Below are 17,433 nucleotides of genomic sequence, written 5' to 3' on the forward strand. Positions count from 1 at the left end.
TTCTCATTTTCTATCGGATTATTTGATTAGTTAGCCATAAAGCCCTGACGCAAGTCGGGGCTTTATTATTCCTGTAATCATTCCTTAGTGTTGCACGTACTTGTGAAACCTGTTGAAGAATTCTGGAGTCAGCGCTTTTCGATATTAAAAAAGTAAAGGTAGTACAAACTGGAACATCAGTATTAGCAAGCCAACCGCGATCAGATTCAGTACCACACCAACCCTGGCCATCTGATGTACCCTTATATAACCGCTTGCAAAGACTATAGCATTTGGCGGAGTGGCCATGGGGAGCATAAAGGCGCAACTGCTCGCGATAGTTACCGGAATCAGGAGGTATAGTATAGGAATTTCCAGGCCAATGGCTATGCCCGCTACCACAGGTGCCAGCACAGCAACCAGGGCCACATTGCTCATCAGTTCTGTCATAAACAACATCAACGTGATCAGCAAGGCCGCGGTAAACAGAATGCTTATTTCGCTGGAGGCTATGGCGTTAGAAACCGTGTCTACAATGCCACTTACAGCCATTCCTCGGGCCAATGCCAACCCGCCTCCAAAGAGTATTAGAATTCCCCAGGCAAGCCTTTGAGTGTCCTTCCAGTCAATAATAAAATCACCGCGTTTAAGATTAAACGGAATGGAGAATAAGGCCACGGCCGCCATCATACTGATAATGGTATCCGAAAGTCCCAGCACAGGGAAAATACTGTTTATTAAGGTTCGGAATATCCAGAGAAATACGGTTACTCCAAAAATGATCAGGACCATTTTTTCCTTAGGGGAAGTGGGCCCCAGTTTTTTCAACTCCTGATCAATAACCTCTTTTGAGGCGTTGAATTTTAAATGTTTGTTCGGGAACATCCACTTTACCAGAACCAGGTAGCAGATGCTCAGTAGAATGAGGGAGAAGGGCAGGCCGATAGTCATCCAACGCAAAAAAGATATTTCTATCTGGTATTCATTTTCCAACAATCCGATCAAAACCGAGTTAGGCGGGGTGCCTATAACCGTAGCGATACCCCCGGCATTCGCGGAAAATGCGATTCCCAGCATGACACTCAAGGCAAAATTCCTATCGTCTTTTGTAAATCCGTCTTCGTCATTGATCAATAAGCCTATGACCGACATGGCAATTGGCAGCATTACAACCGTACTGGCCGTATTACTGATCCACATGCTTAAGGAGGCCGTAGCGATCATAAAACCGAGAACGACTTTGTTCGGGGTGGTGCCTGTGATCCTGATAATATTCAGGGCGATCCTTTTGTGCAGGTTGACCTTTTCCAGTGCCAGGGCGAGCACAAATCCTCCGAAAAAAAGAAAAATGATTGGACTGCCATAGTTCGCCCCGACTTCCGCTATAGGCATCACTTTGAGTATCGGAAAAAGTACGAGGGGCAGCAGGGCAGTGACTGAAATGGATACTGCCTCGGTAATCCACCATAGGACCATCCAGGCGGCTACGGCAATAACACCATTGGCGTATTCCTTGCCAGGTATAAGGTCCGGGATGTTGATAAGTAATAAAAAAAGCAGTGGGCCCAAAAGCAGGCCAATTCTCTTGCTGAGGGTCATGAACACTAATTTGGACCCTAAACTATACTTTTTGCTTTAGTTTTAAAAATAATGTCACTATACCAATGTCCGGGTTGTTACTGGTTGAGGTTGATAAGGTTCAGATCTTTGTCCGAAGAGCCGTAAAATAACTTTACCTCTCCCTCTATGTCATAACCGGCCACAAAGAATAGCTTGTTTTCAATTTCCAGTATCTCAGGCAGGTAATTCCCGTTGTATTTAAGCTCTTTTTGCTGCATACCATCGGAATCGAACTTTCTGAGGTAACTGTCGCTTGAAAGTACAAAGGAATCTCCGAGCCCAATCAAAGCCTGGTTATTACTGGTATCCTCAAAATAGGTGCTACTCAATTTTATACCCGAGGCATCCGACACGATAACTTCCCCATTGGCATACATCACAATATTGCCGTTAGAGAGTTGTTCCAGGTGATAGGAGCCATTCAGGTCGTTAAAAGAGCTTATTTTGGCAACCAGTTCAGAATCCTCATATAAAACATGGGAGGTAACCGTGAGGCTATTGTCCATGAAAATCAATAAGGGAGTGTAATCGCTCACATAAGGAACACCGGTATTCTTGGTAAACGCGGCTCCAAATGCCAGGTAGCCACCGCTTACTTTTATCATATCACCTATCATGGAATCTGCCGGTCCGAAGGTGTTTAAGCTTACCTGAAAGGCATCCCCACTGGCGTTCCTGGTTTCAACCGCAGCCTTGTAAATTCCCGCGTCTTCTTCCGTACCAAAATAGAGAGAATTTACACCCTCCTGAATAAAGCCGTTGCTGTGCTTGGTAGCGGAGGTAATGGCGTTTACAAATCCCCAGACACTGTTGTAGGTCAATTCCTGGGTCCCGTAAAAACCATCCAGGGTTCGTGAGAATACCAGGTTTCTGTTACCACTTGCATAGAAATTGACAAACGCGCTATTAGAGCTAAAGGGCTTATCGGCAATGTAGGTTGAGGTTGCCTGATAATTCTGATCCAGTTCTTTGTAGTAGAACTTGGATCCGCCTGAGCCCACATTGTCTTCCAGCAATTCAACAAAGTACAGGGAACCATTTTCAGGGTTGATACCTGCTTCCAGAGGAATAGCTGTAAATCCGGTTGGGATTTCCGGAAAAATGTAGTTGAATTCCACCGGTTCTGTGACCGTTACAGCCTTGGTAAAAGAGTCTGTATTCTCCTCTTCGTCCTTTACCGTTAGCTTGATGGTGTAATTTCCGCCTTCGGAGAGAATAATTTCAGGATTCTCCTTTAGGCTGGTCTCGCCATTTCCGAAGTCGTACAAAAATGAGGTAGCCCCCTCGGAGCAACTCACCAACTTCAGGACTTCACCCACGGCGATGGTCTCACTACTCACTGTGAAACAGGCCCTGAGATTTGAATCCGGATTGCCGGGTTCTTCTCCTGGACTGTCTTTTGAACAGGAATGTAGTATGAAAATAAATAGGAATAGAAAGTAGCAATGCTTCATAAGCGGCAAGATTTGGGTTTCTAACCCAATAACGCCTCCAGAACTCCGTTTATTTCAAATTTTAACAGGATTTCGATGAATTGCAGCCTTTGTAGGAAATTGATTATCAATAAGATATGGAGTCAGAAGGGATGCCCGGCAGGCTGTAATTGCCATATTCTATAGAAATATTGCTGTTTGAGAGGAATTCCACCCCGCTTTTCTCGGTGAACGGGCTGTTGTACAGATAGACTGTCCGGAGACTTTTGAAACTATTTAAGGCCGCTAAATTGTTTATTTCAAAGGGGGTAGCTGTCAAATTAAGGGATTTGAGATATTCCAGTTCCTGTAACTTTTCCAGTTGTGCACCGGTTACCCCTGTATTGTCCAGTTTAAGGACGGTGAGGTGTGGTAATTGCGCTAATTTTCCAAAAATGCTGTCGGTTACGGCTGTACCACCAAGATCAAGGACCGCAATGTTTTGGGCAATACCGAGCAGCGGATCAAAATCCATGTCCTGAAATGCAGGATTGTTGACCATGGATACCCTTACAAGTTCTGAATTGGCGCTTAATCTACTGATATGGATGCGACTTTTCTTAAATAACTCCAGACTGTCCGGGGACAATGGCGGAGGATTTACTTTGGGATAACCTGCTAAGGAATCCTTTCTGAAAAAGGTAATTAGCTCAGATTTTTTAAGACCGGCCTCCCCAAGGGTTTTCTCAAAGGAATTCCCGCTAAGGATCCACTGTCTGATGAGGTTGATCTCCGCTTTGGAGGGTTGTGATTTTCCACTCGGCGGCATATGATCTTCATGAGATTTGGGTAAGATCAGCCTGGCATGGAGCGGACTGTTTTCAAGGTCTCCGGACACTATTACCTCTCCATTTTCTCCTCCTTTGAGAATTCCTTCGCGTTCGGTGAGAATGAGGTTAGCCTTGGCCTTTCTTGGATTGTGGCAACTGGCACAATAGTTATGTATCATCGGATCGATAAGACTGTCGTAAAAAATGAGTTGCTGCCAGTTTTCCTCATTGAGCACTATCTCTTTCTTTTCAAAGGTTTCGTATCCCAGTGTTCTTTGGAGGGATTGCGGTAGCGGCTCTATAAGAAAATCGGCCCCATGGGTAATGCTTCCCCCAAAATGCCCTGTTACTGAGATAAGCAGGAACAAAACAATAGACAGAGCAACCGGTGAAGCACCCCTCAACAGCTTTACCCATGAGTTTTCTATTACTCTCAGATAGACCAAAAGGCAGAAGACCGTAGTGATCAAACCTGTCCAGAGGTGAAGTTGTACGGACGAAAACGAATAACCTTCCTGTCTGTAGTGTACATAGCCTGTTAGGGAAGCCAGGAGAGCGCTTATGGCACCCCAGAGGAAAGCCAGGGCAATGACCTGTTCATATCGCTTCTTTTTTCGATCTGTCCAAAGCAATAGCACACCAAAAACAATGAAACCTATAGGGAGGTGCACCAATACCGGATGCAGCCTTCCGAAAAATTGCATAAACCCCTCCATTAAGAAAGGATTTCATGGATTATCTCACCTTCCACATCAGTAAGCCTGAATGGCCTTCCCTGGAAATTATAGGTGAATTGTTCATGATCAAAGCCCAGCAGGTGTAGTATAGTCGCATGAACATCGTGTACCGAAACCCGCCCTTCTACCGCGGAAAACCCAATTTCATCGGTGGTACCCCATGATGCGCCTCCTTTTATGCCTCCTCCGGCCATCCACATGGTAAAGGCATCTCCGTGATGGTCCCTGCCCATATAGCCCATTTCTTTTCCCTCTCGGTTTTCCTGCATTGGGGTCCTGCCAAATTCTCCACCCCAAACTACCAGTGTTTCTTCTAGTAGCCCTCGCTGTTTTAGATCGAGCAGTAAGGCTGTCATAGGGCGGTCTATATCCCGGCATTTGTTCCTGAATCCGAGGTCTATTGCTGTGGAGGGGTCCGTACCGTGACTGTCCCATCCCCAATCGTACAACTGCACAAAGCGCACACCGTCTTCTACCAGCTTTCTTGCCAGTAAACAATTGTTCGCAAAGGATTCCTCTCCCGGCACCACACCGTACATCTCCTGTATATGTTTGGGTTCCTTATTGATATTCATGATCTCAGGTACGGAGATCTGCATGCGATAAGCCATTTCGTACTGATTGATCCTGGCGAGTATCTCAGGATCTGCATACCTGGCATATTCCTCCTTGTTTATGGCGTTTATGGCCTCTATGGTGCGTTTTTTCATATCCCGGGAAACTCCTTCCGGATCTTCAATATAAAGCACAGGATCTCCTTCCGAGCGACATTGCACCCCCTGGTAAATTGAAGGCAGGAAGCCACTTCCCCAAACACTTTTCCCGGCACTTGGGTCATTACCCCCTGAGATCAGCACTACAAATCCCGGTAAGTTCTGGTTTTCGGATCCTAGGCCATAGGTAACCCAGGAACCCAGGCTTGGCCTCCCAAGACGTGGTGTTCCCGTATGCATGAATAGCTGGGCCGGGCCATGGTTGAACTGGTCCGTATGCACTGCTTTCAGGAAAGCCACTTCGTCTATCACCTTTCTAAAATGTGGAAGATAGTCCGAAACCCAATTCCCGGATTCACCTTCCTGCTTAAAGTTAGATTGAGGCCCCAGTAGTTTGGGAATCCCCCTGATAAAGGCGAATTTCTTACCTTCAAGCAGAGATTCCGGACAAGGCTTACCGTGCAGTTTTTGCAGCTGAGGCTTATAATCGAACATCTCCAGCTGGGAAGGAGCGCCGGCCATATGAAGATAAATTACAGATTTTATCCTGGACATATTCGGAGGAGGTAATACGGAAAGCGGATTAAGGTCGCGTTCGGTCAGCTTTCTTCCTGTAGGTTGTGGTACTGCTTTCTTCCGATCGCAGGCTGCGAATAAGGAACCAAATGCAAGGCCTCCCATGCCCGCGGCGCATTCTTTGATAAAATGCCTTCGGGTCCTTGCCTGCAGTTCTCTTTCTATTTTCTCCTTGATCAATTTTTGTATAGGGTCCATCGTTAAGATTTCGTCAGGAATTCATCCAGGTTCATAATGGCATTTGCCACAATAGTAAGTGCCGCGATCTCGGGTTCGGTAGGGGCTTCCAGGGATAAAAAACCCTGAACAGATGTTTCATCTGCCCTGAATTCTTTTAGTGATACTGTATAGAGTTCTTTGAGAACCCCGAGCTTCTGATCGTCAATTTTCTTAAAAGTTGCCTTTTGATAGAGTCTGGAAATGGTTCCGTCCGGATCATCCGGGATGGCGTTGGCAACCGCCATTTGGTGTGCAGCTTCCAGGTAAACCGGATCGTTAAGGGTAACCAGCGCCTGAAGTGGGGTGTTTGTAACGGTTCTCCTAACCATGCAGACTTCCCGGCTACCGGCGTCAAAGGTCACGAATGAAGGATAGGGACTTGTTCTTTTCAGATAGGTATAAACTGCTCTTCTGTAGCGGTCTTCTCCCTTACTCTCTACCCATTTTTGACTGTTGTAAACAGATTTCCAAATGCCTTCAGGTTGAGGTGGCATAACCCCGGGCCCGTACATTTTGTCACTGAGCAGACCGGAAACGGCCAGGGCCTGGTCCCTGATCTGTTCGGCACTTAACCGAAGCCTTGGGCCTCTGGCTAGCAGCTCGTTATCCGGATCCCTTTCGTATAGCTCCGGGCTACTTTCAGAATCCTGTCGATAGGTGCCGGACATTACAATATCCTTTACCAGGCCTTTAATACTCCATTGATGTTCGTGCATAAACCGCAGGGCAAGCCAGTCTAGCAAGTCCGGGTGGGAGGGGGGGTCTGATTGACTCCCGATATCCTCTAAAGTAGCCACCATCCCACGACCGAAAAACTGATGCCAAACACGGTTAACCAGGGTTCTGGCGGTCAAAGGGTTTTCTGTACTAACGATCCATTTCGCCAGCCCCATTCGATTTTTTGGCCATTCCGGATCCCAGGGGTTTAAAACCTGCGGGGTTGCAGGGCTTACGGTATCTGCCTTTAACAACCAGTTACCCCTTTCAAAAACCTGGGTTGTCCGCCCCATATAATGTGGGTTTTCAGCCATAATAGGAAGGCTGGGCGTCTGGGTATTTAGCAGTTTTAAGAAAGAGTTGTCAATCTCTGTATAACCGGGTTCTCCTTTTCCCGGAAGGTCTTCAATAAAACCAAACCAAACTATGAAACTAGTTCCGGCCTCCTTGGGAATACCGTCATTGTTGGCTTCAAAATAAAGCGTAAGTTCTTCGTTTGTAGGTTTGAAGGGGATCTTACGGATTATTCTTCCCCTGGTTTTGTCTATGCGGAAGCGTGCCAGGATCTCACCCCCTGCATGGTCTTTTCTTATGGTCATTTCCGTGCCATTCAGATTAGACCAGTAGTTCAAGAGTAGCGAAGAAGCCCCATGTGTATGGACGTTCTTTACCTGGCAGGAGCCGTCGTCCCAGAGCGAGAGCCACTTGGTATCTGATAGCTCTCCGTTCTTAAACCCGGTTGCCGTATGGGCCTGGTAGATTGGCTCGTTAAACAATAGGAAATCACGGTATTTCCTCGCACTTTCAGCAGAACCGTATTTGGCCACCCACTGCTTTATTTTTTCAACCTTTCTCAGATCTTCTTCTTCGTAGAATTTTAGCGCAGGTTCTTCCCCCGGGGTATCTTCATCCCGGGTATTGTTGAAGAAGGCCATAAGCTTGTAATACTCTTCGTGCCTGAAGGGATCATAAGTGTGGCTATGGCATTGGGTGCACCCGATAGTTGTACTCTGCCAGACCTCAAAGGTGGTGTTTACACGGTCTATCACAGTGGCAACTCTAAACTCCTCATCTTCGGTACCCCCTTCATCGTTGTTCATGGTATTCCGGTGAAAGGCCGTGGCTATCAACTGATCCATAGAGGGTTCAGGTAAGAGGTCGCCGGCTAATTGTTCCAGGGTGAACTGGTTATAGGGCATGTCTTTGTTAAATGCCCTTATCACCCAGTCACGGTATTGCCAGATGGTACGCCCAAGGTCTTTTTCATAGCCTTTGGTGTCTGCATATCGCGCCAGATCAAGCCACCAACTGCTCCACTTTTCCCCGTAGGTTTCTGAAGCCAGTAAAGAATCTACCAGCCCCTCATATGGTAGCTCAGCTTCCAACCATGCATCAAAAAGTTGCGCATTAGGGGGTAATCCTGTAAGGTCTAAAGCCAATCTCCTGGCAAGTATTTCCCGGGATGCCTGCTGATTTGGCTGCAATCCTTCTGCTTTTAACCGGGTTAGCACAAATTGGTCTATTCCATTTTGAAGGAAATCCTGATCCTTTTCAGGCAAAAAGCCGGCTTCTTGAGTAATTTCAGGGAGATCTACCTTATCCGGAAGGGTATAGGCCCAGTGCTTACCCCAGGGGGCTCCCTGGTCTATCCAACGGCTTAATAACTCTATCTCATCATCTTTTAGTCTGGGTTTCTCGTAAGGCATCCTCAATTCGGGATCATGGGCTTTTATCCTCCTGATGAGTTCACTTGCTCCGGGCTCTCCCGGGACGATGGCGGCCTTTCCGGAATCCATAGGCCCCAGCGCATCTTCTTCAAAGAGCAGGCTTAGTCCGCCATTTTTTTTCACCCCTCCGTGACAGGAGATACAGTGTTTGTTGAAAATGGGTTTGATTTCCGCGCTAAAATCTACCGGATCTGAGGGTTTAAGGAAATTCCATAGCAGGATGATTGCCAATATCAGCAAAACCCCAAAGAGCGCGACGGTTATCTTTTTTTGCATTCCCCCTGTAAAATAAAGACCAGCAGACTAAATATACTTATAAAATCTGAGGTTTTGATCAGGAGTCGGGCAACAAAACAAGCCCTGAACTCAGGGATGGAGGTCTACCTGCTGAAATCTAAGATTTCAGGGTAACGGTTTTAGCCTCACCCTCCAGTTGTACTTTTATCACGCCGTTTTTGGCCAGGGCCTTCATGGATTTGTCCCATTTTTTGCCGCTTAGGCCGGTCCGGGATCTAAGGGTACCGAGCTCCATTTGTCCCTCTGGCTTAAGAAGATTCACTATGGTCTTTTCCTCTTCCGTAAGTTGAAGCTGTTTTTGCTCCGGCCTCATCTGAGGGAAGAAAAGCACCTCCTGTATGGAAGAATTGTTGGTGAGCAACATCACCAGGCGGTCTATGCCAATTCCAATACCGCTGGTAGGGGGCATACCGTATTCCAGGGCCCGCAGGAAATCCTGGTCTATGAACATGGCTTCGTCATCGCCTTTTTCGGACAGCCTTAACTGCTCTTCAAAACGTTCGCGCTGGTCTATGGGGTCGTTCAGCTCGGAATAAGCATTAGCGAGTTCCTTACCGTTGACCAGAAGCTCAAATCGCTCGGTTAGCCTTGGATTAGTCCGATGTTCTTTGGTAAGCGGACTCATCTCTTTAGGATAGTCTGTAATAAACGTCGGCTGGATGTAGTGATGCTCACAAGCCTCGCCAAAGATCTCATCGATCAACTTACCTACCCCCATAGTATCGTCTACCTCTATACCCAATTTTTTGGCGGTTTCCCTTAATTCATCCTCATCCATTTCCGATACGTCGTAACCTGTGTGTTCCTTGATCGCCCCAAGTATAGGGACTCTGGGATATGGTGCCTTAAATTCTATCTCGTCATCACCAACCGGAACCCGGGTTGATCCTGTAGCGTCTATGGCTACCTTTTCCAGTAATTGCTCCGTCGTGCTCATCATCCAGTTGTAATCCTTGTAGGCCACATAGAGTTCCATAACCGTAAACTCCGGGTTATGGGTTCGGTCCATCCCTTCATTCCTGAAATCCTTAGAGAATTCGTAAACTGCATCAAAGCCACCAACTATGAGCCTTTTCAGGTAGAGCTCGTTGGCAATTCTCAAATATAGCGGGATGTTCAGGGCATTGTGATGGGTGACAAACGGGCGTGCGGTAGCCCCACCTGGAATAGGCTGTAGAATAGGCGTTTCCACCTCCAGGTAACCTCTTTCATTATAGAATTCCCGAATACTGTTGGTAATCCTGGTGCGCTTTACAAAAGTATCCCTGACCGACGGATTCACCACCAGATCCACATAGCGTTGGCGGTACCTGAGTTCAGGGTCGTTAAATTCATCGTATAAGTTACCCTCCGCGTCCTTTTTTGGTAGTGGTAAGGGACGCAAAGCTTTACTCAGCAGTGTAAAGTGTTTGACCAGTACGGTCTTTTCTCCCACTTTTGTGATGAAAAGCTCTCCTTCTACTCCAATGAAATCCCCTATATCCAAAAGTCTTTTGTAGACTTCGTTATAAAGGGTTTTGTCTTCACCCGGGCAGATCTCATCCCTGTTAAAGTAAACCTGTATCCTACCTTCACTGTCCTGTAGTTCGGCAAAAGAGGCCTTCCCCTGTATCCTCCTGGACATCAACCTTCCTGCGATCACCACCTTCCCGCCTTCCACAAAATCCTGTTTTATGCTCCCGGAAGTGGCATCAACAGGATATTCCGCTGCCGGGTAGGGATCGATTCCCAACTCCCGCAAACGGGTCAATTTTTCTCGCCTTACGACTTCTTGTTCAGAAAGCTGCATATTCAAAAGGATTTAAGCTGCAAATATAGCCACAATGGCTAAATCTATCAATGGAATGATTTAAACAAAACAGAAGGTATTAATCCGGCCGATTTGAAGGCTTAATCTGCTGTTTTCCGTATCATGGCAAAGCGGATCTCATCACCTATGCGATCATTTTTAATGATGGCTTTTTCCGCTACCCCTTCGCGGTGAAATCCGGCTTTGATCAACGCCTTTTGGGAAGCAGTATTAAAGTCAAAACAGCAGGCATATATACGGACGAGTCCCAGTTCTTCAAACACATATTTAGCAACCAATCTTATAGCCACCGGAGCGATGCCCTTACCCCAGAAAGGCTCTCCTATCCAAAAACCGATTTCTGCCGTCAGGCGATATACATCCTTTTGAGGTTGGATGCCGATACAGCCTGCAAGTTCATTCTCGTAGTCAATGGCAAAGGTGGCCTGGGGATCCTCATCCTTTATGGCGCGGACAAAAGCCAGACCGTCCTTTTCGGAATATGGATGGGGCAGGTAATCGCGTACATTGTTCCAGATCTTTATGTTATTGCACAATAATGCCAGCCGGGGGGCGTCTTTCTCGCTAAATTTGCGCAGTGTGATCTTTTCAGAAGTAAGTTTCATCCTATCACTAAAAATACAGAATATTTATAGGTATGATGAAGTGTAACAGAATTACTTTTTTAGCGTCACATAAGTACATCATCATCAAAAACCTACGTTATGAGCTTCTGGAGAGTCTTACTCGCGATACTTTTTCCGCCCTTGTCGGTTATCGGAAAAGGTTGTGGTTCTATTTTAATTGTACTACTTTTAACCTTGTGTGGCTGGGTGCCTGGGGTCATTGCAGCGCTAATCATTTTAAATAATCCAAATTAGGCAGAAGTATGTATAAGATCAGATGTTGGGTGCTACTTGCAGTGGTTGCCCTGGCAGCGGCATGCAATTTTACAGAGGAGATATTTCTTGAGGAAGACGGTTCCGGTAAAATATCGATCAATTTTGACGGATCCGAGCTCATGGAGATGGCAGGGGAGGAAATGGCCCAAACCAATGAAAAGCCAGTGGATTCCATTATATCTTTTAAGGATTTCCTGGAAGAAAAGAAAGATAGCATCGCGACCCTTAGCCCGGAGGAACAGGCGAAGCTCAAAAAGCTGGAACCTTTTAATCTGCATATGATCATGAACCCGGAAACCGGGGTGATGAAATTTGATATGTATAGCGAATTTAAAGAGGTAGGTGAGGTTAGTGACGCCTTTAACGCCTTTCAGAATGCCAGCGCCATAGGCCCGAATTCCGGCGCACAAGACAGCCCAATCAATTCGGACTACCAAAGTTCCGAAGTCAATTACACCTTTAAAGATAATACCTTTAAGAGAACCGCGAGGATCACCGATAGCGTGTTGCACCAGATGAGCCTGGATAGCCTGCAGGGTGCGGAAATGTTCCTGTCCGGATCTACCTATACCCTGAAATACCACTTTCCAAAAAGGGTAAAGTCTGCCTCAGCAGAGGAGGCAACCTTCAGTGCGGACGGAAAAACCATGATCTATACCGTAAAGTTCCTGGATTATATGAAAGATCCGGAAGCTCTGAACATTTCAGTAGAATTGGAAAAATAGCTTCTCTGGAAAGCTCTTCGTATCTTTGCAGGATGAATAAGGAGGTACGATATCAGGATCTTGGCCACATGGATTATAAGGCTTGCTGGGACTATCAGGAGCAGCTGTTTGATGAGATCGTTGGCCTGAAAATAAAGAACAGGAGGGAAGGCACTTCCTTAAGCACCCCTAATCACCTATTATTTGTTGAACATCCACATGTTTTTACCCTGGGTAAAAGCGGAGACCTGTCTAATCTCCTGGTGAACGAATCCCAATTGGCAGACAGGAATGCCACCTTCTACAAAATAAACCGGGGTGGAGATATTACCTATCACGGACCGGGGCAGGTGGTCGGTTACCCCATCCTGGACTTGGACAACTTTTTTACGGACATCCACAAATATCTGCGGTTTTTAGAAGAGATCGTTATCCTTACCCTGGCAGATTATGGAATTAAAGGAGAGCGCTCAGACGGAGAAACCGGTGTATGGCTTGATGTGGGAACACCGTTTGCCCGAAAGATCTGCGCTATGGGCGTAAGGGCCAGCCGCTGGGTAACCATGCATGGTTTTGCCTTTAATATCAATACGGACCTGGGCTACTTTGACCTGATGATCCCATGCGGCATCAAAGACAAATCAGTAACCTCTTTGAACGTGGAGTTAGGCAAGGAGAGGGTAGACGAAGAAGAGGTCAAACAAAAGCTTCTAAACCACTTTGAATCCCTGTTCAAGGCCACCCTAATCCGAGAAGAAAAGACCGTATAAACTAATTATAAGGTCCGTTCTGGGCTGCATCCCCATCGTCTTCATCACCTTTATCATGCACGATAATCCCATTGCCATTGGTGTCTATGCCATTACCCGGTGTGCTGTCCGGATCTATCCCTGAACTGGCAATGATCTCAGCAGATAAGATAGCATCGTCTTTTGTGGCATAAAATGCGATTACCCCAAGCACTTTGGCCTTGTAACGGTCTACCGTACCAATGCGCCAGATCCCGGTTTCAGGATCAAAATCCTGGGTGTTGGGGGTAAAGCTTGAAAACTTAAGACCAGATCGCATATTGACCTTTACTCTTACCCCCTTCGCGGGATCCTCGTCCTTATTTCTAACCGTAATATTGAACATGATCCTATCGCCAATCACAGAGGTAGGGAGTACATGCACACCGAGTTCCAGGTCCTGTGAAAATGACATTAAGGGCAATAAAAGCAAAAGGACATAAATTTTTTTAAGTTTCATAATTATCTGGATTTAATATTAACGTGGACAATTGTCCATCAGATCTTCCAAACCTTTTAATCTGGCAAGCTGACACTCCAGAGCGTACAATTGCTCCCTCTGGTCCTCGAGGTCGTCTTTGCATCGTTCAACGGCCAGACTCATACAACCTCCACAGGCCGCATCTTGCCTGCTCAATCTGTCGCAACGAACTTCAGTGTCAATAATCTGTTCCTGGATCGGACGCATCCGATCGCGTATGTCTCTCTCCAGTAATTGATGATCTGAGGCCGCTGTACCGGATAAGCTCGGATCTTCAGGAAGATCGTAAACCGCGTCCTGCATCTGTCTCTGAATAGCCATCATTCTTTTAGTGACCTCAGCCTCGCATCTTTTATCCCCGTTACAGCGTTCCATATCTTTGAGCATTGCCAGCATCTGATTGTTGAGTTCGTTCTGGCTATCCGCAAAGGCGTTTTGCTCTGCCTCCGTCATGGCGGCTATGGCCCCTGTACTGGCTCCAAGGGTCATCTTTTTATAGCCCGCCCCGTCAAAGGTGGCACAGAGTTTTTCCATATGGTTAAGGTGAACCTCGAACATATCTCCATTGGGAAGGTCAAAACGGGTATACGCCAGGTTCTTGTTGCTTCCTGCTGCATCCCTGATATAACCGGCCATAAAGCCAAAGGAAGGCATAGGACTGCTAAAGGGTACGGACTCGTTGCTGATGTAAGCGGTAACTTTGTTGATCTTGCCTGGATCTGACCTTTCCTGTTGATTAAAGGCATAAGCCCGGGATTTTCCGATCCATCGGCTACCGGCAGGAAGTGGTGCCGGAGATATTCCACTGCTCCTGCCTTCCCTGAGCAGCTCGGCCACTTTCACTATTCGCACTCCCATAATATCTGAACGGGTCTGGTTGAGGTCAATGGTTATCGCCCTTTTTACACCTTCATACAGATCATCAACATAACCCACCAGTTGTCCATTGGCAAGCCAGATCACTGCGTTGGCCTCCAAACTACGGTTGGAAGAAGTTCCGAAATTATCATTAAGAAAAGAGACAGGGAGTAATATGGAACCGTCCTTGGAGTTAACGTAATAATTCATGTTGAGGGAATTACTCTCGCCGTCCGTATTATAGTTTATCGTGGATTCTATATAGTAATCAAAGGCGAATTTACCGTCTAATTCATTTTCTGTTGGATTTTCCTCTACCACAAGGTCTGCACTACAGCATCCTTCGCGTTCTTTAAGCTTATAGGTGACTTTAGTGCCTCTAACGGTCCTGGGGTTCATATGTGTAGACAGTATCATAACCCGGACCTCCTCGTCGCATTCACCTTTAATTTTTACCTGTCTGTTCCAGTCCAGGATTTCCAGCTCATTTGCTTTTAAAGAGAAATATGCCGGGGCACTACTGCTTACAGGTGGGTTTATGGTCAGGTCATATCCCGGAGGTAACTTCAGCCCGTATACGTTGAGCCTTTGTGGACGAATGGAGTCCAGGTCTACCGTCTGTGCCGGTCCGGGGATCATGTCTACGGGATCCTGGCGCAGTTTTACTTCCCTTTCTCTTGGCACATAACCTCCGCCGGAGTCTTCCACCTCTCCCTTAAAGTGGGTAAAATAGGCCTCGTGCAGGATCTGATCAAAGCCAGCGCTTTTATAATGCCGCGTCAGTCGGCCGGGGCTAACCTTGAATGATTGCCTTACTAATAACATTGTTTGCCTTATGGAGAATTGATTTGCATAGTGTTGCAGCATAACGTTAAACTTATAGGCCTGTTTAAATATGGTATCGTCCAGGTCGAAGTCCCCGGCGGAATAGTGTTCCAGGTTATTGGCAGGGTACACCAGGGTAGAAAGAAACTCGGCATTGGCCTCATCTAACCAGGCGTGGTAGAAATAATCCTCACCTTCCATATTCTCTATCTGGTAGCAATGGCCGCATTCGTGAGCAACGGTTTGCTTGAAATCATCCAGGCTTCCATCTTCTGCCCAGGCAACGGATCGCATCCAGCACTGGTCCTCAAAAATGTAGGCCTGGGCGTCCTGATCCGGAGTCCTTCCTTCCAGGAAAAAGAACCATTTCTTACGTACATTGCCATATTCACTAAACTTGCCACGGGATTTGATCATGGCTTCAAAGTTGGCTTCTATCTGCCTCATACGCCAACCGGGAGGAGTGCATGTCCAATGTCCCGGTACCACTACATGATCCATATTGTTCGGGCTTTTAAATACCAGGCAATCGGGGGTAGTACGCCCACCTCGTTTGTATAAGGAAAGCAGGTCGAATTCCCTGCCGTCCACTCCTGTCGAGCTAAGGCCGTCATGGTCTACCATACCGGTTGAAGTAAAGTTATATGCCTCGCAACTCTCACATATATACTGAGATGATGCGGATTGAGGAATAGAGAATCCAATAAGGCAGAGCAAAACTATTTGAATAAGAATATACTTTTTCATAGGACTATATTATCACGAATTCCACTCTTCTGTTCTGGGCCTTGCCTTCGCTGCTTCCGTTGTCTCCAACCGGTACGGTCTCGCCTTTGCCTTCTGTCCTTAGTCGACTGCCATCAACATTATAAATATTGACCAGTGCGCTTTTTACCGCGTCTGCCCTTTTTTTGGATAAGGACATATTGTTGGAATCATCTCCGTCCGAATCGGTATGTCCTATAATATTCAGCTTGATGTTACCATCTTGCTGCAGCACCTGTGAGATCTGCCTTATCACTCCCATGGACTGCGGTTGCAGGTTGGCCGAACCGGAATCGAACAAAATGGCATTGGTAGAGATACGTCCTTCACGGAGCAATTTTCTGCGAAGGTCTACCCCTCCTTTGGCTACCTTGAGATTGGAAATAAACAAGCGTTCTTTCCCATCTTTAAAGTTGTTAATACCGAATTTGATGGTATTCAGTATGACCCCCGTAGGAACAATTCTGGGAATGTCCACATGTTTTTCCTCATTGATCCAAAGGCGGTAGCGCTGTTTGTTGACTGCTATGGAAATATGGGGTCTGTTGATGACCTCCTCCCGTACATCTGCATTGATAGTGCTGTAAATAACCCGCTTGCCGTTGATGTGGTTTTCCATATTTATCCCTATCTGAGAATACTGGCAGAAGGGTAGTTTAGCCTGTACAAAGTTGGCTCCTCGCTTAAACATATTATCATCGCTTAAGACCACATCCAGAATGGCCGTTGAAGAGGTCTGCCTGTCCAGGCCCAGGGCCAGCAGGTCAAATTCAATAGTGTACTCTTCCGGTAGGTTGGGAATATCCGGGATGTAGAAGATATCCCACCCTGGTACCATTTCCAGCCATTTTTCGGACGAATCATTAACGGTTACTACTTCCCCGCTACCATTGGTATTCCATTTGGCCGGGAAATCCCCAACAAAATCGTAGGCAAAATCATCAAAGAACATGGGTTGGTCTCCGGGGACAAAGTCGAACTTACTGTAGACGGTGATGGATTTAGGGCCGCTCTCACCGGCATTGGTATCCGGACCGCCCAGGCCATCGTTTCCGGTATTGTTTGGATTATCTCCTCCGGGTAACGGTTGGCCGTCCTTTCCTTTAGGTTTTTTTCCTTTTTTTCCGGGTTCCAGAATGCTGTCCAGGACCTCGTCGGTCTTCTTGCTGGTTTCCCGGTCTACCCGTCGTTCTACGGTTCTTTCCGCGGCCCGTTCTGCTCGTTTCTTCAGTTTCTTCAACAGTTGTCCCTGTGCTGGTGCGACTCCTCCAAAAAGGGCAACCAGAATACAGATGGCGATTTTTTTCATTTTCTACTGGTTTTGAAGTTAAATTTCTATTTAGCGTTTAGTGAATTTTGTACACTTAATGATCTTATTGTTATGGATGATTTTGAGTTTGTAATTCCCTTTTTCCAGGTGAGTCACATTTAAATAGATATCGTTCGCCGGTAACCTTTTGATACTTCCTTCATACTGCTTCTTTTTCATTTCGC

General features: G+C 46.5%; 14 protein-coding genes. 3 read left to right on the forward strand and 11 right to left on the reverse strand.

Translation table 11 applies throughout. The features are described 5' to 3' along the window. Positions 1-144 precede the first annotated feature (144 nt). The 7 genes from GTQ38_RS20360 to GTQ38_RS20390 all read right to left on the reverse strand — a co-directional run bounded on the left by GTQ38_RS20360 (position 145) and on the right by GTQ38_RS20390 (position 11,242). Positions 145-1,578, reverse strand: a complete 1,434-nt coding sequence (locus GTQ38_RS20360) for an SLC13 family permease (protein ID WP_161437432.1) — start codon at positions 1,576-1,578, stop codon at positions 145-147. Between the two features lie 77 nt (positions 1,579-1,655). Beyond that, positions 1,656-3,053, reverse strand: a complete 1,398-nt coding sequence (locus tag GTQ38_RS20365) for a PKD domain-containing protein (RefSeq protein ID WP_161437433.1) — start codon at positions 3,051-3,053, stop codon at positions 1,656-1,658. Positions 3,054-3,159: 106 nt separating this feature from the next. Next, positions 3,160-4,545 (reverse strand): c-type cytochrome domain-containing protein, encoded by a 1,386-nt coding sequence (locus tag GTQ38_RS20370; protein WP_161437434.1) that lies wholly within the window; start codon positions 4,543-4,545, stop codon positions 3,160-3,162. Between the two features lie 11 nt (positions 4,546-4,556). After that, positions 4,557-6,065, reverse strand: a complete 1,509-nt coding sequence (locus GTQ38_RS20375; protein ID WP_161437435.1) for a DUF1501 domain-containing protein — start codon at positions 6,063-6,065, stop codon at positions 4,557-4,559. Positions 6,066-6,067: 2 nt separating this feature from the next. Continuing rightward, positions 6,068-8,806, reverse strand: a complete 2,739-nt coding sequence (locus GTQ38_RS20380; protein WP_161437436.1) for a PSD1 and planctomycete cytochrome C domain-containing protein — start codon at positions 8,804-8,806, stop codon at positions 6,068-6,070. Positions 8,807-8,924: 118 nt separating this feature from the next. Beyond that, positions 8,925-10,616, reverse strand: coding sequence for a lysine--tRNA ligase (lysS, locus tag GTQ38_RS20385; protein ID WP_161437437.1), 1,692 nt, complete (start codon positions 10,614-10,616; stop codon positions 8,925-8,927). Positions 10,617-10,717: 101 nt separating this feature from the next. Further along, a complete protein-coding gene (locus GTQ38_RS20390; protein ID WP_161437438.1) occupies positions 10,718-11,242 on the reverse strand; it encodes a GNAT family N-acetyltransferase in 525 nt (174 codons plus the stop codon). A 99-nt stretch (positions 11,243-11,341) separates the two neighbouring features. Here GTQ38_RS20390 and GTQ38_RS20395 point away from each other — a divergent pair, with 99 nt between their 5' ends. The 3 genes from GTQ38_RS20395 to lipB are packed head-to-tail and all read left to right on the forward strand — an operon-like array spanning position 11,342 to position 12,992. Beyond that, the gene (locus GTQ38_RS20395) at positions 11,342-11,497 is read left to right on the forward strand and encodes a YqaE/Pmp3 family membrane protein (RefSeq protein WP_161437439.1); all 156 of its coding nucleotides are present in this window, start codon (positions 11,342-11,344) and stop codon (positions 11,495-11,497) included. A gap of 8 nt (positions 11,498-11,505) precedes the next feature. After that, complete coding sequence (locus tag GTQ38_RS20400; RefSeq protein ID WP_161437440.1) at positions 11,506-12,243, forward strand: hypothetical protein; 738 nt, start codon at positions 11,506-11,508, stop codon at positions 12,241-12,243. 32 nt (positions 12,244-12,275) lie between these two features. Beyond that, positions 12,276-12,992: a lipoyl(octanoyl) transferase LipB gene (gene lipB, locus GTQ38_RS20405; RefSeq protein WP_161437441.1), complete on the forward strand. Its 717-nt coding sequence runs from the start codon at positions 12,276-12,278 to the stop codon at positions 12,990-12,992. Position 12,993: 1 nt separating this feature from the next. On the opposite strand, the gene GTQ38_RS20410 is transcribed toward lipB, so the two are convergent. From GTQ38_RS20410 to GTQ38_RS21085, 4 genes are read right to left on the reverse strand one after another with little or no spacing between them, the layout of a single operon-like run. Further along, positions 12,994-13,470: a DUF11 domain-containing protein gene (locus GTQ38_RS20410; protein ID WP_161437442.1), complete on the reverse strand. Its 477-nt coding sequence runs from the start codon at positions 13,468-13,470 to the stop codon at positions 12,994-12,996. Positions 13,471-13,488: 18 nt separating this feature from the next. Next, the gene (locus tag GTQ38_RS20415) at positions 13,489-15,921 is read right to left on the reverse strand and encodes a hypothetical protein (protein ID WP_161437443.1); all 2,433 of its coding nucleotides are present in this window, start codon (positions 15,919-15,921) and stop codon (positions 13,489-13,491) included. 4 nt (positions 15,922-15,925) lie between these two features. Next, complete coding sequence (locus GTQ38_RS20420) at positions 15,926-17,248, reverse strand: OmpA family protein (RefSeq protein WP_161437444.1); 1,323 nt, start codon at positions 17,246-17,248, stop codon at positions 15,926-15,928. Positions 17,249-17,278: 30 nt separating this feature from the next. Next, positions 17,279-17,428, reverse strand: a complete 150-nt coding sequence (locus GTQ38_RS21085) for a hypothetical protein (protein ID WP_238858055.1) — start codon at positions 17,426-17,428, stop codon at positions 17,279-17,281. Positions 17,429-17,433 lie beyond the last annotated feature (5 nt).

This window comes from Poritiphilus flavus (genome assembly GCF_009901585.1).
GTDB classification, from domain to species: domain Bacteria; phylum Bacteroidota; class Bacteroidia; order Flavobacteriales; family Flavobacteriaceae; genus Poritiphilus; species Poritiphilus flavus.

Excerpts from the sequence above, each read along its gene's own strand:
- GTQ38_RS20360 (WP_161437432.1), bottom strand. The coding sequence starts at position 1,578 with ATGACCCTCAGCAAGAGAATTGGCCTGCTTTTGGGCCCACTGCTTTTT.
- GTQ38_RS20365 (WP_161437433.1), bottom strand. The coding sequence starts at position 3,053 with ATGAAGCATTGCTACTTTCTATTCCTATTTATTTTCATACTACATTCC.
- GTQ38_RS20370 (WP_161437434.1), bottom strand. The coding sequence starts at position 4,545 with ATGCAATTTTTCGGAAGGCTGCATCCGGTATTGGTGCACCTCCCTATA.
- GTQ38_RS20375 (WP_161437435.1), bottom strand. The coding sequence starts at position 6,065 with ATGGACCCTATACAAAAATTGATCAAGGAGAAAATAGAAAGAGAACTG.
- GTQ38_RS20380 (WP_161437436.1), bottom strand. The coding sequence starts at position 8,806 with ATGCAAAAAAAGATAACCGTCGCGCTCTTTGGGGTTTTGCTGATATTG.
- lysS (WP_161437437.1), bottom strand. The coding sequence starts at position 10,616 with ATGCAGCTTTCTGAACAAGAAGTCGTAAGGCGAGAAAAATTGACCCGT.
- GTQ38_RS20390 (WP_161437438.1), bottom strand. The coding sequence starts at position 11,242 with ATGAAACTTACTTCTGAAAAGATCACACTGCGCAAATTTAGCGAGAAA.
- GTQ38_RS20395 (WP_161437439.1), top strand. The coding sequence starts at position 11,342 with ATGAGCTTCTGGAGAGTCTTACTCGCGATACTTTTTCCGCCCTTGTCG.
- GTQ38_RS20400 (WP_161437440.1), top strand. The coding sequence starts at position 11,506 with ATGTATAAGATCAGATGTTGGGTGCTACTTGCAGTGGTTGCCCTGGCA.
- lipB (WP_161437441.1), top strand. The coding sequence starts at position 12,276 with ATGAATAAGGAGGTACGATATCAGGATCTTGGCCACATGGATTATAAG.
- GTQ38_RS20410 (WP_161437442.1), bottom strand. The coding sequence starts at position 13,470 with ATGAAACTTAAAAAAATTTATGTCCTTTTGCTTTTATTGCCCTTAATG.
- GTQ38_RS20415 (WP_161437443.1), bottom strand. The coding sequence starts at position 15,921 with ATGAAAAAGTATATTCTTATTCAAATAGTTTTGCTCTGCCTTATTGGA.
- GTQ38_RS20420 (WP_161437444.1), bottom strand. The coding sequence starts at position 17,248 with ATGAAAAAAATCGCCATCTGTATTCTGGTTGCCCTTTTTGGAGGAGTC.
- GTQ38_RS21085 (WP_238858055.1), bottom strand. The coding sequence starts at position 17,428 with ATGAAAAAGAAGCAGTATGAAGGAAGTATCAAAAGGTTACCGGCGAAC.